This window comes from Photobacterium kishitanii (genome assembly GCF_000613045.3).
Lineage (GTDB): Bacteria > Pseudomonadota > Gammaproteobacteria > Enterobacterales > Vibrionaceae > Photobacterium > Photobacterium kishitanii.
This window is the reverse complement of the sequence record NZ_LN794352.1, coordinates 599,289-614,344: the sequence shown is the minus strand read 5'-3', so window position 1 is coordinate 614,344 and position 15,056 is coordinate 599,289. Positions and strand designations below refer to the sequence as shown.

Below are 15,056 nucleotides of genomic sequence, written 5' to 3'. Positions count from 1 at the left end.
AAGAACATGTAATCATCGTTAGATAACCACTTTTTAAAAACACTGAACTCTCTGTCTTTCAAGAGAAGTGCGTTTAAAGAGTGGTGGAGCTATGCGGGATCGAACCGCAGACCTCCTGCGTGCAAGGCAGGCGCTCTCCCAGCTGAGCTATAACCCCAACGATGTAAAAGACTTTACCGCCACTTTTTCTGGGAGAAAAAGTGGTGGGTCTGAGTGGACTCGAACCACCGACCTCACCCTTATCAGGGGTGCGCTCTAACCACCTGAGCTACAGACCCAAGTCTTTTTACGTTCTACATTTCGACCAAGCAATCTGTGTGGACACTGCATAAAACAGCATAAGTCTTTAGGTAAGGAGGTGATCCAGCCCCAGGTTCCCCTAGGGCTACCTTGTTACGACTTCACCCCAGTCATGAACCACACCGTGGTAAACGCCCTCCCGAAGGTTAAGCTATCTACTTCTGGTGCAGCCCACTCCCATGGTGTGACGGGCGGTGTGTACAAGGCCCGGGAACGTATTCACCGTGACATTCTGATTCACGATTACTAGCGATTCCGACTTCATGGAGTCGAGTTGCAGACTCCAATCCGGACTACGACGTACTTTGTGGGATTCGCTCACTATCGCTAGCTTGCAGCCCTCTGTATACGCCATTGTAGCACGTGTGTAGCCCTACTCGTAAGGGCCATGATGACTTGACGTCGTCCCCACCTTCCTCCGGTTTATCACCGGCAGTCTCCCTGGAGTTCCCACCATTACGTGCTGGCAAACAAGGATAAGGGTTGCGCTCGTTGCGGGACTTAACCCAACATTTCACAACACGAGCTGACGACAGCCATGCAGCACCTGTCTCAGAGTTCCCGAAGGCACTAAGCTATCTCTAGCGAATTCTCTGGATGTCAAGAGTAGGTAAGGTTCTTCGCGTTGCATCGAATTAAACCACATGCTCCACCGCTTGTGCGGGCCCCCGTCAATTCATTTGAGTTTTAATCTTGCGACCGTACTCCCCAGGCGGTCTACTTAACGCGTTAGCTCCGAAAGCCACGGCTCAAGGCCACAACCTTCAAGTAGACATCGTTTACGGCGTGGACTACCAGGGTATCTAATCCTGTTTGCTCCCCACGCTTTCGCATCTGAGCGTCAGTCTTTGTCCAGGGGGCCGCCTTCGCCACCGGTATTCCTTCAGATCTCTACGCATTTCACCGCTACACCTGAAATTCTACCCCCCTCTACAAGACTCTAGTCTGCCAGTTCAAAATGCTGTTCCGAGGTTGAGCCCCGGGCTTTCACATCTTGCTTAACAGACCGCCTGCATGCGCTTTACGCCCAGTAATTCCGATTAACGCTCGCACCCTCCGTATTACCGCGGCTGCTGGCACGGAGTTAGCCGGTGCTTCTTCTGTTGCTAACGTCAAACGCTAAAGCTATTAACTCCAACGCCTTCCTCACAACTGAAAGTACTTTACAACCCGAAGGCCTTCTTCATACACGCGGCATGGCTGCATCAGGGTTTCCCCCATTGTGCAATATTCCCCACTGCTGCCTCCCGTAGGAGTCTGGACCGTGTCTCAGTTCCAGTGTGGCTGATCATCCTCTCAGACCAGCTAGGGATCGTCGCCTTGGTGAGCCATTACCCCACCAACTAGCTAATCCCACCTGGGCTAATCCTGACGCGAGAGGCCCGAAGGTCCCCCTCTTTGCTCCGAAGAGATTATGCGGTATTAGCTATCGTTTCCAATAGTTATCCCCCAACATCAGGGTATATTCCCAGGCATTACTCACCCGTCCGCCGCTCGTCAGCAAAAGAAGCAAGCTTCTTTTCTGTTACCGCTCGACTTGCATGTGTTAGGCCTGCCGCCAGCGTTCAATCTGAGCCATGATCAAACTCTTCAATTAAAGTTTTGTTGGTCTTTCGACCGGCTCAATAAATACTGACTTTAAATACCTTTTCTTTATAAATAAAGAATGTAAATTAAAGCTTTTTATCATTTAAAAATGATAATTAAATAACTGTGCCAAAATAATCTTCTCTATAAATAGATAGGGTCATTTTGTTTTGGTCACTCAGTTTATTGATAAATCTTTCGACTTAACTATTCAGTGAGTGCCCACACAGATTGCATGGTCAAATTGTTAAAGAACGTACTGACTTTCGGTAACCGCTTGCGCCGTTGTCCGTGTCAGTGAGGTCGCATTATAGGGAGATTTTTGATGCTGACAACCTTATTTTTATCATTTTTTTCTGTTCGCTCAATCATTAACCCATAACTCCATTTTGTGACAAATAAAACAGCTTTCATTATAAATACGTGTTAGCTAAGGCTGATTTCACCCACAAAAAAACGCCTTAGCTCATTACAGCTAAGGCGTTTATTGGTTATTTTAGAACGCTATTTCTGATTAATCTTGTTTAGCAACAATCTTATCGTCGACTACAGATAAGATAATTGGTTTACCTGGCATAAATTTACCGGATAACAAATCTTGTGCTAATGGATTCTCAATATATTGCTGTATTGCGCGTTTTAATGGACGAGCACCAAACACAGGATCGAACCCCGCTTCTGAAATCAATTCTAAAGCACTCTCTTCTACATCTAACTCAAAATCTTTTTCTGCTAGACGTTTTTCTAAGCGCGCAATCTGAATAGAAGCAATATGCTTAATGTTCTCTTTACCCAATGGGTGGAACACTACTGTCTCATCAACGCGGTTAATAAACTCAGGACGGAAATGTTGACCAACCACTTCCATCACTAATGCTTTAATGCCTTCGTAATCCAAACTGCCGAAATGTTCTTGAATACGATCTGAGCCTAAATTCGAGGTCATAATGATCACCGTATTACGGAAATCAACCGTGCGACCTTGACCATCAGTCAAACGACCATCATCTAATACCTGCAACAGAATATTAAATACATCCGGATGCGCTTTTTCTACTTCATCAAGCAAAATAACTGAATATGGACGACGGCGCACAGCTTCGGTTAAATAACCACCTTCTTCATAACCAACATAGCCTGGAGGCGCACCCACTAAACGTGCCACTGAGTGTTTTTCCATAAACTCAGACATATCAATTCGAACCATTGCATCTTCGCTATCAAACATAAAGTTTGCGAGTGACTTACATAGCTCTGTTTTACCAACACCCGTTGGGCCTAAGAATAAGAACGAACCAATTGGTCGTTGTGGATCAGATAAACCTGCACGACTACGACGGATAGCATTTGCAACGGCTTCAACGGCTTCTTCTTGACCAATTACACGATTATGCAATTCATCTTCCATCCGCATTAACTTATCACGCTCACCTTCAAGCATCTTCGCTACTGGAATACCTGTTGCTTTAGAAAGTACATCAGCAATTTCAACATCCGTTACTTTATTTTTAAGTAATGTCATATCTTGCATTTCAGCTTGAGCAGCTAAATCAAGTTGCTTTTCAAGTTCAGGGATACGACCATACTGTAATTCTGACATTCGATTTAAATCGCCAGCACGACGTGCGATTTCAACATCAGTACGTGCTTGCTCAAGCTCAGTTTTAATATGCTGAGTACCTGACAATGACGCTTTTTCTGCATTCCAAACTTCTTCAAGTTCAGAATATTCACGCTCTTTAATATCTAACTCTTCAAGTAAGTTACTTAGGCGTTTTTGACTTGCATCATCACTTTCTTTTTCTAATGCTTGCTGTTCAATCTTTAATTGAATAATTCGGCGTTCTAAACGATCCATTGATTCTGGTTTAGAATCGATTTGCATACGAATACTTGAAGCCGCTTCATCGATCAAATCAATTGCTTTATCTGGTAATTGACGATCTGAAATATAACGATGTGATAGCGTCGCCGCTGCAACAATCGCAGGATCAGTAATTTCTACATGATGATGAAGCTCATAACGCTCTTTTAAACCACGTAAAATGGCAATGGTATCTTCAACGCTTGGCTCATCCACCAGCACTTTTTGGAAGCGACGTTCCAATGCGGCATCTTTTTCTAAATATTGACGGTATTCATTTAAGGTTGTCGCACCAACACAATGAAGTTCACCACGTGCTAAAGCAGGCTTAAGCATGTTACCCGCATCCATTGAGCCTTCGCCTTTACCAGCACCGACCATGGTATGGATTTCATCAATAAATAGAATCACGCGACCATCTTCTTGAGATAGCTCATTCAATACTGCTTTTAGGCGCTCTTCAAATTCACCTCGGAATTTAGCACCAGCAATCAATGACCCCATATCTAATGATAAAACGCGCTTATCGCGTAAACCTTCTGGTACTTCACCATTAACGATACGTTGTGCTAAACCTTCAACAATTGCAGTTTTACCAACCCCAGGTTCACCAATGATCACTGGGTTATTTTTAGTTCGGCGTTGCAATACTTGAATAGTACGACGAATTTCATCATCACGGCCAATCACAGGATCTAACCGACCTTGTTCTGCACGCTCAGTTAAATCAATGGTGTATTTACTTAATGCTTGACGATTTTCTTCGGCATTTTGATCATCAACTTTCTGACCACCACGAATTTGATCAATCGCTTTACCAATCTGATCCGCTTTTAAGCCTAGTTCACGTAATAAATCCCCTAAAGGGCCTTTATCGTTATCAACGGCAGCTAAGATAAATAATTCAGAGGAAATAAATTTATCATTACGTTTCTGTGCCAGCTTGTCACACATATTAAGTAATGTACCCATACTATTGGATAACTGAACCTCACCACCAATACCGGTCACTTTTGGAATACGCTCTAATATCTCACCCAAGCGTGAACGCAACTGAGTAGAATCTACATTCAAAAGGGTTAGTAAAGGACGTACGGTGCTGCCTTCTTGGTTTAATAACGCCACCATTAGATGAGCAGGTTCGATATATTGATGATCACGCCCTAATGCTAATGACTGTGCATCAGAAATTGCTGCTTGGAATTTACTCGTAAATCGGTCAAGACGCATAGGTCCCCCAATAATAAATTTAATAACCTGTTACTAGTTATATGGTAGTTGGTGGTGGTTTTTCAAGGCTATTAAAGCGCAAAATAATGCTGCAAAAAAAGCGGGTATATTATTAACTAATATACCCGCTTATTATTTGTGACGATCACTATAAAATTAACGCAACCAAATCAATGAAGCTTGGCGTCCGGTAACCGCTTGACGACGATAAGAATAAAATAATTTATCATCATTAAAGGTACAGTGTTCGCCACCATAAATAGCGTCAATACCGTGCTGTTGTAATCGTTGGCGTGCCAATAAATATAAATCCGCTAACCACTTATCACCTTGAGCGACAAATGCATCCACGGCACTGGCGTCAACATCAATAAATTGTTGACGAACTTCACTACCAACTTCAAACGCCGTTGGACCAATTGCAGGTCCCATCCACGCCATAATATCAGCCGCAGGACAGGTAAACTTAGCAATAGCATTATCAATCACTCCAGCAGCAAGTCCTCGCCACCCAGCATGAACAGCTGCCACTTCGGTACCTTGCTTATTACACAAGAGAACAGGCAAACAGTCAGCCGTCATGATGGCACAGGCTAAGCCAGGCACACGAGTAAAACTACCATCAGCGTCAATAGCCTCGGTTAACGGTGCAGTTAAATCAATCACAATAGGGCTGTGAATTTGATTTAACCATGCAGGTTCTGCCGTTAACCAACAATGCTGTTTCAGCAATTGGCGATTTGTCAGCACGGAACTTACATCATCCCCAACATGCAATCCCAAATTAAGTGCATCGTAGGGTGCTGAACTGACACCGCCAAAACGGGTCGTACTGACCGTTAATACATTTTCTGGAGCTGGCCAGTTAGGAATAATGGTTCGCATTAATAGATATCTTCGTTATTTTCAGCGTTGTCTTTACGTAGAATATCAATCATCGCTACCATGTCGTTAGGTAATGGCGCATGCCATTCCATTAACTCACCCGTTATTGGATGTGATAGACGCAACATACGAGCGTGCAATGCTTGACGATCAAATGAACGTAATGCATGAATAAATTCATCAGATGCATTACGCGGCGGACGCGGACGACCACCATAAATCACATCACCAATCAACGGATGGCTCATGTATGACATATGCACACGGATTTGGTGAGTACGACCAGTTTCTAGACGTAACACAATACGAGTATGTTCACGGAAGCGTTCAGCTACACGGTAGTGAGTGATCGCATCTTTGCCCAATTCATGAACGGCCATACAAATACGTTTGGTTGCATGACGGCCAATTGGTTTCTCAATCGTACCACCACCGGTCATTTGACCAATTGCAATGGCTTCATATTCACGAGTGATTTTACGTTTTTGTAGTGCGCGTACTAAACGTGTTTGTGCCTGAATAGTTTTAGCCACTACCATTAAACCTGTAGTGTCTTTATCTAAACGGTGCACGATACCTGCACGTGGCACTTCAGCCAATGCTGGGTAATGATGTAATAGTGCATTTAACACTGTACCATCAGGTGTACCAGCTCCTGGGTGAACCACAAAATCACGTGGTTTATTGATTACGAGAATATCATTATCTTCGTAAACAATATCAAGTGGGATATCTTGCGCGATCCAACGAACTTCATCTTCAATTTCAGCTTGAATGAAAAGTTCTTCGCCACCCATCATTTTTGAACGTGGTTTATTGTCAATTTTACCGTTGACTGAAACCATGTCTTTTAGGATCCACTCTTTGATGCGAGAGCGGGAATAATCGGGATATAATTCAGCAATAACCTGATCAAGGCGCTTACCTAGTTGGCTTTCGCTAACTGTATTTGTTAATTCTATTTGCTGTGCCATAACGAACTTTTTTAAAAAGCGTGAGACTAATTGCCATACGCTGCGTAAAATGTACCAAGCTTAATAAAACGATGCTTGATGTAAACTAATATAATGTCATTGTATCTGTTAACGGCTCAGTCCGTAATGGATCGAGCAAAATAAAATTTTTATCAAGGAAACTGACGCCGTAATGAAACGCCTGACAATATCGACTTTTCTTGCTGTAGCCTTGCTTTCAGGCTGTTCCAGTACTGAGAAAGTCATTCCTGATGTTCCACCATCAGACTTATATTCTACTGCCCAGCAAGCACTGCAGAGCGGTAATTGGAATAATGCTATAGAGCGCCTAGAAGCAATGGATTCACGTTATCCATTTGGTGCTTACTCAGATCAAGTGCAATTAGATTTGATCTATGCCTACTATAAAAATGATGATTTAGCGTTATCGCAAGCAACAATTGAACGTTTTCTACGCTTAAATCCAACCAGCCCACAAGCTGATTGGGTTATCTATATGCGTGGGTTAACGCATATGGCACAAGATCGTAGCTTTATGCATGACATGTTCAATATTGATCGTTTTGATCGTGATCCAACCCCTTCACGCCAAGCATTCCGCGATTTTAAGTACTTACTTGAGCGCTTCCCTAATAGTCAGTATGACGCAGATGCGAAAGCACGCATGGTTTTTTTGAAAAACCAACTTGCTGAATATGATCTTGCTGTTGCTGACTTCTATGTCCGCCGTGAAGCATGGATTGCAGCTATCAACCGTTGCCAACAAGTACAACGTTTATACCCAGACACAAGTGCTGCGCGTAAATCACTACTACTTGAAAAAACAGCTTATGCTAAATTAAAACTGGATAAAGAAGTTTCACGTACTGAAGCGATGATTAAACTTAACCCAGTAAAATAACATCGTTGAAATACAGTAATAAAAAAATGGCAGCTCATTGAGCTGCCATTTTTATGAATTATGTTAACGACAATTATTTACTTCAATGAATAGCACCTTGAAAGCAATAACTACTCTCACGAACAAAAAACGCTCAACAACTTGAAATAAAACGTATTTATTCCCTAGTTAGCACCAGCCACCAGCAATTATCTTTTTCCATACTGCCTTAATTAATGAGTAAAGCTCAAGCATTTTTTAGAAACTTTTTTGCAACAAACCCACTTTGGTCACATTTTTTTTGTTCAAAAATCACTAACAGCAATAGTGTGATACAGATCACATTATAAGTTGGTATTTTTAGTAATCTGAACTTAACCCAACGAAGGGTAGCAAACGAGGAAGATAAATATGACATTAGAAATCACTGGCAAGAACATCGATATCACCCCGGCTATCCGTGAGCGTTTTGAATTTAAATTCAATAAGTTAGAGAAACTTCAGGTACCACTAATCAAAAAACACATTATGATTAGTAAAGAACCAAGCAAGCTATTTAAAATTGAAGCTTCTGTTAGCATTGCTGGAGGACAACTTGTTGCTTCTGCAGAGCATGAAGACTTGTTTGGTGCGATCACTGACCTTTATCAAAAATTAGATCGCCAACTGAAGAAACAAGCTCATAAACCAAATGCACGTCGTGCTAGTCATAGTGAGAAACCAACACAGGCAGAAGCTGAAGATGCCGCTGAATATGATGACGAAGTAGAATTTGATGAAGTTTAATCGTTAACGATTAAGAGGATTTAAAACAGCCCTGCCGATGCAGGGCTGTTTGCTTTGTGCTTGACAAAAAAACACACCCTGCCTAATGTGGATTGCAATGCCAACACGATAATATGCTGCTTTCATATTCAAGAAAGCCGATCATAATAGGGATCGCTATGACCGATAACACACCTTACTCATTAGATGATATTCGTCGTAATGTCACTCGTATCGACAATACACTGTTAGCTCTTTTAGCTGAGCGCCGCACGTTAAGCCTTGAAGTCGCAAAGAGTAAAATAAGTACCGCTAAACCCGTACGCGATCAAGCCCGTGAACAAGCATTGCTGTTACGTCTTATTGATACAGGTAAAGAGCATCAACTTGATCCGTCATACGTTACCCAACTTTTTCACACCATTATTGAAGATTCAGTCCTATATCAACAAGCTTATTTACAGCGATTAGTTAATCCAGAAAATGCCTTGCCGACAGCACGTGTTTCATTTTTAGGTTCCAAAGGATCTTATTCACACCTTGCCAGCCGCAATTATTTTAGTCGTAAACAAACCCAGTTAGTTGAAATAAGCTGTTCTTCATTTCGAGATATTGTGAATGAGGTCGAAACAGGCCATGCTGATTATGGTGTATTACCCATAGAAAACACCAGTTCAGGCTCAATCAATGAAGTCTACGACCTATTGCAACACACCAGTTTATCGATTGTAGGGGAAATTACTCAACCAATAGAGCATTGCTTATTAACCGCAGTAGATACCCAACTCGAACAGATTGATACCCTTTACTCACACCCACAACCTCACCAACAATGCAGTGAGTTCTTACACGGTATGGGAAAAATTAATCAGCAATATTGCTCAAGTACCGCCGATGCAATGTTGACTGTCGCAGAACTTAAACAGCCCAATATTGCCGCAATTGGTAATGCTTCTAGCGGTGAAATCTATGGTTTAACCCCAATAAAAACCAATATTGCTAATCAACAAGAAAATTTCACTCGCTTTATCGTCGTTGCTCGTAAACCGGTTAGCGTCACTTCGCTTATTCCTGCTAAAACAACATTAATCATGTCAACAGCGCAAGCTGCAGGCTCATTAGTCGAGTGTTTATTAGTGCTGCGTAATGCCAACATCAATATGACTAAACTTGAATCTCGCCCAGTTATCGGTAATCCATGGGAAGAAATGTTTTATGTCGATGTCGAAATTAATTTAAAAGATCCAGTCATGCAGCAAGTATTAGACGAACTCACCCGCTTAACCCGCTTTATTAAAGTACTAGGCTGCTATCCTAGTGAAAATGTCACTCCTACTGAAGTTGAGTTCATTGACTAACATCAGCGACAACAATCGTTTATGACACCAATTAAAAAGCCCACTACCATTAATTGATAGTGGGCTTTTTATCATCAGCTTATCGAGCTTAAAATGCTTTATTTTCGTTGCGTTGAATCATTCGCCTGTCTCAATAGTCCCTGGCTCTCGACTAAAAAATATTGGGCATAATCACCAAACCAACTTTCTACCTGACCAAAAGCTTGTTTAAAGGCCTCTTTATCTTGGCGCTCTAACATTTCAATCGCCTCACCAAACCGGTGATGAAAACGTTTAATCATCGCTAAATTCTGAGGTGCAGACATAATAATATCGGCATATAACTGTGCATCTTGGGCAAATAGACGCCCAACCATCGCTAATTCTAACCGATAAATCGGTGAACTTAATGACATTAGCTGTTCTATTTGGGGATCCTCTTCAGCTAAATGAACCCCATAAACAAACGAAGTAAAGTGACGTAAAGCCTGAATTAAGGTCATACCTTGATCATGCTCAATCGCACTAATACGATTTAATGATGCCCCCCAAATCTGAAACTGCTCTAATAGCCATTGATAACTTTCAGGATTACGGCCATCAGTATAAACAATCACTTGCTTGGCTAAGCTTGGAATATTAGGACCAAACATCGGATGTAAACCCACGACTGGCCCCTGATGAACCTCTAACATGGCTTGCAATGGACCACTTTTAACTGAGGTAAGATCGGTCAGGATACAATCACTAGGCAGTTGATCTAGCTTAGCAATGATTGCTTCTGTCATATGGATTGGTACAGAAACAACCACCATACCAGCATCATGCAATATCTCATCAGCACGATGCCAATCATCACGGCCTAAAATACGCACCTGATAGCCTGATAACTCAAACATCCGTTGGAATAGCTGTCCTAATTGCCCGTGACCACCAACAATGACGATTGGGCGTAATTGAGGATTAAGACACTTAAAACCTGAATCATTTTCACTCGAATACGACTCTCGCATCGTTCGTCTTAATACATCTTCAATTAAATCTGCTGGAACACCTTTTGATTCCGCTTCTTGACGACGAGAGGCCAACATCGCAGCTTCACGCTCAGGGGCATAAATAGGTAATCCATGCTGACTTTTAACCACCCCAACTTGTTCAACTAACGCTAAACGGCGCGCTAATAAATCCACCATTTGACGATCAACATCGTCGATTTGATCTCTTAATATGCTTAACTCAGCAACCATGACTTTTGACACCCGTATTTATCCAACTGCAACTATAGTGCAAAGGGCTATTTAATTCTATTTTGTAAAAATGGCACTAATTCTTGGTGAGCTTTACGTAATAATTGTTCAGTGGTGTCCCAACTAATGCACGCATCAGTAATTGACACTCCGTATGCCATATCTTGCAACGGTAAATCTGCACTTTGATTACCTTCATTAAGATGACTTTCAATCATTAAACCGATAATAGAACGGTTACCTTCTCGAATCTGATGAATAGCGTCCGTTGCCACTAATGGCTGACGACGATAATCTTTCAAAGAGTTAGCATGACTACAGTCAATCATCAACGAAGGTGTAAGACCGGATGCAACCATTTCGTTCTCACACTCTGTAACTGATACTGAATCATAATTAGTGTGTTTACCGCCACGCAAAATAACATGACCATCAGGGTTGCCTTGCGTCGCGAGCAATGCCACTTGGCCATCAGGATTTATTCCCATAAATTTATGCCCAGAAGCTGCAGCCTGCATCGCATTAATAGCCGTTGCTAAGCTACCATCAGTACCATTTTTAAAGCCAACAGGTACTGATAGTCCACTCGCCATCTCACGATGAGTTTGTGATTCGGTCGTGCGCGCGCCAATAGCTGCCCAACTAAATAAATCCCCCAAATATTGAGGACTAATAGGATCGAGGGCTTCAGTCGCAACAGGAATACCCGCTTCAACCAAATCAATCAGTAATTGCCGACCAATATGTAAACCTTCTTCAACTTCAAACGAACCATCAAGGTAAGGATCATTGATTAACCCTTTCCAACCCACCGTCGTACGCGGTTTTTCAAAATAAACCCGCATCACGATATAAAGTTGATCATCAAGCTCAGTGGCAAGTTGTTTTAATTTTTTAGCATACGCTTTAGCTTGTTCAACATCATGGATGGAACAAGGTCCACACACGACTAATAAACGGTGATCCCGTTGATGAATGATGTCAGCGATTGTTTGACGTGACTGCTCAATAAATGCCAATGCTGTTTTTGATACTGCCATTTTTTGTTTCAGTTGCGCTGGCGTGATTAATACTGATTCTTCTGCAATATGAATATTGTTTAAGCCATCTTTTTCCATGGGTCATCCCTGCAAGTAATAGATATTCCTTCATCAACATAACAATTGCACCGCCACTATTGCAACAACTTGTAAACATAAAATTCCATTTGTAAAAAATAGTTTACAAACTTCATTTTATAGCAATAGCACTATCAATAAGGCTTTATTAATCATTCGCATCTCTTGTTAAAAATCACATCAATATCTATACCACATTAAAAGTGTGCTTATATTAACAAATATCGATAGAAGTTATTATTGAACACTAATGCATATCACATATGTAACATTATCTTAAGAAGCAAAAAATTGAAACTACTACACTAGCCGCCAATTGAAATAATGCGATTCTTTTTAAATCATAATATTGCATAGCGAGAATATAAATGGCGTGGTTTTTACTCTGTGTAGCAGCCTTAATTGGTGGTTATTTTATTTATGGGCGTTTTGTTGAAAAAGTATTTGGTATTAATACCAATCGCCAAACTCCTGCTTATACCAAACAAGATGGTGTTGATTACGTACCAATGTCCAACAGCAAGGTCTATTTGGTTCAATTATTAAATATTGCTGGGGTTGGACCGATCTTTGGTCCAATTATGGGGGCACTATACGGTCCAGCAGCAATGCTATGGATTGTATTAGGCTGTATTTTTGCAGGAGCAGTACACGATTACTTCTCTGGCATGCTTTCTGTTCGTAACGGCGGAGCATCAGTACCAACATTGACTGGGCGCTACTTGGGTAACGGTGCAAAACATTTTATGAACATCTTTGCTATCGTACTGTTACTACTGGTTGGGGTTGTATTCGTATCAGCACCAGCGGGAATGATCACTAACCTAATTAATGATCAAACGAGCCTCAACGTATCAATGACCACCATGGTAGTGATTATTTTTGGTTACTATATTCTGGCAACCATTGTTCCCGTTGACAAAATCATTGGTCGTTTTTACCCATTCTTTGGCGCATTACTGATTTTCATGTCAGTAGGGCTCATTACTGCCATTGGCATTTCAGATGAACACCAATTATTAGGCGGTTTTGAGATGAGTCATATGTTCACTAACATGAACCCTAATGACTTACCATTATGGCCAGCACTATTTATTACCATTGCATGTGGCGCTATTTCAGGCTTCCATGCCACTCAATCACCATTAATGGCTCGTTGCATTGAAAACGAACAAAACGGCCGCTTTATCTTTTATGGAGCGATGATTGGGGAAGGCATTATTGCCTTAATCTGGTGTGCATTGGCTTTATCATTCTTTGGCTCAATTGAAGCGTTATCTGAAGCAGTAGCCAACGGTGGCCCTGGTAATGTGGTGTACAGCTCATCATTTGGATTATTAGGCGTCTTTGGTGGCATTATTGCCTTCCTTGGCGTCGTTATTTTACCGATTACCTCAGGAGACACCGCTTTCCGTTCAAGTCGCTTAATTTTGGCTGAATATTTCAATATGGATCAAAAACCATTACGTAATCGCCTATTAATGGCAATGCCACTGTTTGTTTTAGGTGCCATTCTTACTCAGGTCGATTTCGCAATTATTTGGCGTTACTTTGGTTTTGCAAACCAAACGACGGCGGTAATGATGTTATGGACAGCATCTGCTTATTTACTACGTCTTGATAAATTACATTGGGTAGCCACCATTCCAGCAATGTTTATGACCACGGTTTGTATCTGTTTCATTCTTAATAATGATCAACTGGGATTTGGTTTACCGATGACGGTATCGACAATTGTAGCAATGATTGCGACCGGATTTATCACCATAATGATCATCAAAAAATCACAAGGTAAAGGCGTGATTGATATTGATGCCGATGAGGAAGCTCAAACCAAGACCCCGCTATCATCAAAAAGCTAAGATAAAATTATCACCGATAAAAACCAACATTCGTGTTGGTTTTTATTTGACCATTTATTGATGTTAATCAAACCAAAACCAAACAACTTTTCGGTTAAAAATAATCTAACTAGATAGTCAAAAATAATGAATTTCTAAACATTCAATCATTCTTTAACCTATAAAAATAACGTTCTTTTTATAGAGCTTAATAATGGAAAAAACACCTACAAATAATATTGTACCTCACAATATTAACGAAAATGATACCGCAATAGTGTCGTTAGTCGGAGCTGGCCCTGGTGATCCTGAGCTACTAACAATCAAAGCACTCAATGTCATTAATCATGCTGATGTTATTTTATATGACCACTTAGTCTCTCCAGAAATTGTGGCATTATTCCCCACCCATGCGAATACCATTGCAGTGGGTAAACGCTTTAATTGTTGCTCTACCCCACAAAAGACAATTAATCAGTTAATGATTGATTTTGCACTAAAAGGTCAGTCCGTTTGCCGTTTAAAAGGCGGGGATCCGTTCATCTTTGGTCGCGGCGGCGAAGAAGCGCTTTATCTAGAGCAACATCATATTCGTTATCAAGTTATTCCAGGCATCACTGCTGCTATGGGATGCTGTGCTTATAGTGGTATTCCAATCACTCATCGTAACGTATCTCGTGGATTCACGGTTATCACTGCCCATGGTAACGACTACGATATTGATTGGCCGACATTGGCACAACTCCAACACACAATAATTTTTTATATGGGATTGCATAAAGTCGCATGGATTGCCCAACAACTTATTGCAGCAGGGGTTTCAAGTCAGACACCAATGGCCATTATTAGCCAAGGAACAACCCCACAGCATACTCACCTTATCTCAACACTTATCGAACTACCGCAGCAACTTGCCTTAAACCCACTAGCTAGCCCGGCATTGATTGTCGTCGGTGATGTCGTTCGTTTTGCCAACCAAATCCATTCAATACCCGATTCTGTTAATAACGTCTTAGCGTTATAAGGAC

The 15,056-nt window shown here is 41.5% G+C and carries 10 protein-coding genes, 2 tRNA genes and 1 rRNA gene; 5 read left to right on the top strand and 8 right to left on the bottom strand.

The annotated features are described in order from the left end of the window. Window positions 1-81 precede the first annotated feature (81 nt). From PPBDW_RS03190 to rluD, 6 genes are all read right to left on the bottom strand, one after another. Window positions 82-157 (bottom strand) — tRNA-Ala (locus PPBDW_RS03190). A 44-nt stretch (window positions 158-201) separates the two neighbouring features. Then, window positions 202-278: transfer RNA gene (locus tag PPBDW_RS03185), tRNA-Ile, on the bottom strand. Window positions 279-351: 73 nt separating this feature from the next. Further along, a 16S ribosomal RNA gene (locus PPBDW_RS03180) occupies window positions 352-1,897 on the bottom strand. A 504-nt stretch (window positions 1,898-2,401) separates the two neighbouring features. Further along, on the bottom strand, window positions 2,402-4,981 hold the full coding sequence (gene clpB, locus PPBDW_RS03175; RefSeq protein ID WP_036793367.1) for an ATP-dependent chaperone ClpB: 2,580 nt from the start codon (window positions 4,979-4,981) through the stop codon (window positions 2,402-2,404). A 156-nt stretch (window positions 4,982-5,137) separates the two neighbouring features. Beyond that, the gene (gene pgeF, locus PPBDW_RS03170) at window positions 5,138-5,866 is read right to left on the bottom strand and encodes a peptidoglycan editing factor PgeF (RefSeq protein ID WP_036793366.1); all 729 of its coding nucleotides are present in this window, start codon (window positions 5,864-5,866) and stop codon (window positions 5,138-5,140) included. Beyond that, window positions 5,866-6,840, bottom strand: a complete 975-nt coding sequence (gene rluD, locus PPBDW_RS03165) for a 23S rRNA pseudouridine(1911/1915/1917) synthase RluD (protein ID WP_036793365.1) — start codon at window positions 6,838-6,840, stop codon at window positions 5,866-5,868. The genes pgeF and rluD overlap by 1 nt, the downstream gene beginning before the upstream one ends. 172 nt (window positions 6,841-7,012) lie before the next feature. On the opposite strand from rluD, the gene bamD reads away from it, so the two are divergent. From bamD to pheA, 3 genes are all read left to right on the top strand, one after another. Next, window positions 7,013-7,741 carry an outer membrane protein assembly factor BamD gene (gene bamD, locus PPBDW_RS03160; RefSeq protein WP_036793364.1) on the top strand — a complete coding sequence of 243 codons (729 nt, stop codon included), beginning with the start codon at window positions 7,013-7,015 and terminating at the stop codon, window positions 7,739-7,741. Between the two features lie 390 nt (window positions 7,742-8,131). Next, window positions 8,132-8,506 (top strand): ribosome hibernation-promoting factor, HPF/YfiA family, encoded by a 375-nt coding sequence (gene hpf, locus PPBDW_RS03155; RefSeq protein ID WP_036793363.1) that lies wholly within the window; start codon window positions 8,132-8,134, stop codon window positions 8,504-8,506. A gap of 158 nt (window positions 8,507-8,664) precedes the next feature. After that, entirely contained in the window at window positions 8,665-9,843 is a 1,179-nt protein-coding gene (pheA, locus tag PPBDW_RS03150) for a prephenate dehydratase (protein ID WP_036793362.1), read from the top strand. Between the two features lie 98 nt (window positions 9,844-9,941). Here pheA and tyrA read toward each other — a convergent pair whose 3' ends face one another. Both tyrA and PPBDW_RS03140 read right to left on the bottom strand, forming a co-directional pair. Next, a complete protein-coding gene (gene tyrA, locus PPBDW_RS03145; RefSeq protein WP_036796233.1) occupies window positions 9,942-11,069 on the bottom strand; it encodes a bifunctional chorismate mutase/prephenate dehydrogenase in 1,128 nt (375 codons plus the stop codon). 47 nt (window positions 11,070-11,116) lie between these two features. Continuing rightward, on the bottom strand, window positions 11,117-12,187 hold the full coding sequence (locus PPBDW_RS03140) for a 3-deoxy-7-phosphoheptulonate synthase (RefSeq protein WP_036793361.1): 1,071 nt from the start codon (window positions 12,185-12,187) through the stop codon (window positions 11,117-11,119). Between the two features lie 368 nt (window positions 12,188-12,555). Between PPBDW_RS03140 and PPBDW_RS03135 the strand changes: the two genes are divergently transcribed. Together PPBDW_RS03135 and cobA are read left to right on the top strand one after the other, a co-directional pair. Continuing rightward, window positions 12,556-14,049, top strand: a complete 1,494-nt coding sequence (locus PPBDW_RS03135) for a carbon starvation CstA family protein (RefSeq protein WP_036793360.1) — start codon at window positions 12,556-12,558, stop codon at window positions 14,047-14,049. 193 nt (window positions 14,050-14,242) lie between these two features. Next, a complete protein-coding gene (gene cobA / locus PPBDW_RS03130) occupies window positions 14,243-15,052 on the top strand; it encodes a uroporphyrinogen-III C-methyltransferase (protein WP_080888958.1) in 810 nt (269 codons plus the stop codon). Window positions 15,053-15,056 lie beyond the last annotated feature (4 nt).

Excerpts from the sequence above, each read along its gene's own strand:
- bamD (WP_036793364.1), top strand. The coding sequence starts at position 7,013 with ATGAAACGCCTGACAATATCGACTTTTCTTGCTGTAGCCTTGCTTTCA.
- rluD (WP_036793365.1), bottom strand. The coding sequence starts at position 6,840 with ATGGCACAGCAAATAGAATTAACAAATACAGTTAGCGAAAGCCAACTA.
- pgeF (WP_036793366.1), bottom strand. The coding sequence starts at position 5,866 with ATGCGAACCATTATTCCTAACTGGCCAGCTCCAGAAAATGTATTAACG.
- cobA (WP_080888958.1), top strand. The coding sequence starts at position 14,243 with ATGGAAAAAACACCTACAAATAATATTGTACCTCACAATATTAACGAA.
- pheA (WP_036793362.1), top strand. The coding sequence starts at position 8,665 with ATGACCGATAACACACCTTACTCATTAGATGATATTCGTCGTAATGTC.
- PPBDW_RS03135 (WP_036793360.1), top strand. The coding sequence starts at position 12,556 with ATGGCGTGGTTTTTACTCTGTGTAGCAGCCTTAATTGGTGGTTATTTT.
- hpf (WP_036793363.1), top strand. The coding sequence starts at position 8,132 with ATGACATTAGAAATCACTGGCAAGAACATCGATATCACCCCGGCTATC.
- clpB (WP_036793367.1), bottom strand. The coding sequence starts at position 4,981 with ATGCGTCTTGACCGATTTACGAGTAAATTCCAAGCAGCAATTTCTGAT.
- tyrA (WP_036796233.1), bottom strand. The coding sequence starts at position 11,069 with ATGGTTGCTGAGTTAAGCATATTAAGAGATCAAATCGACGATGTTGAT.
- PPBDW_RS03140 (WP_036793361.1), bottom strand. The coding sequence starts at position 12,187 with ATGGAAAAAGATGGCTTAAACAATATTCATATTGCAGAAGAATCAGTA.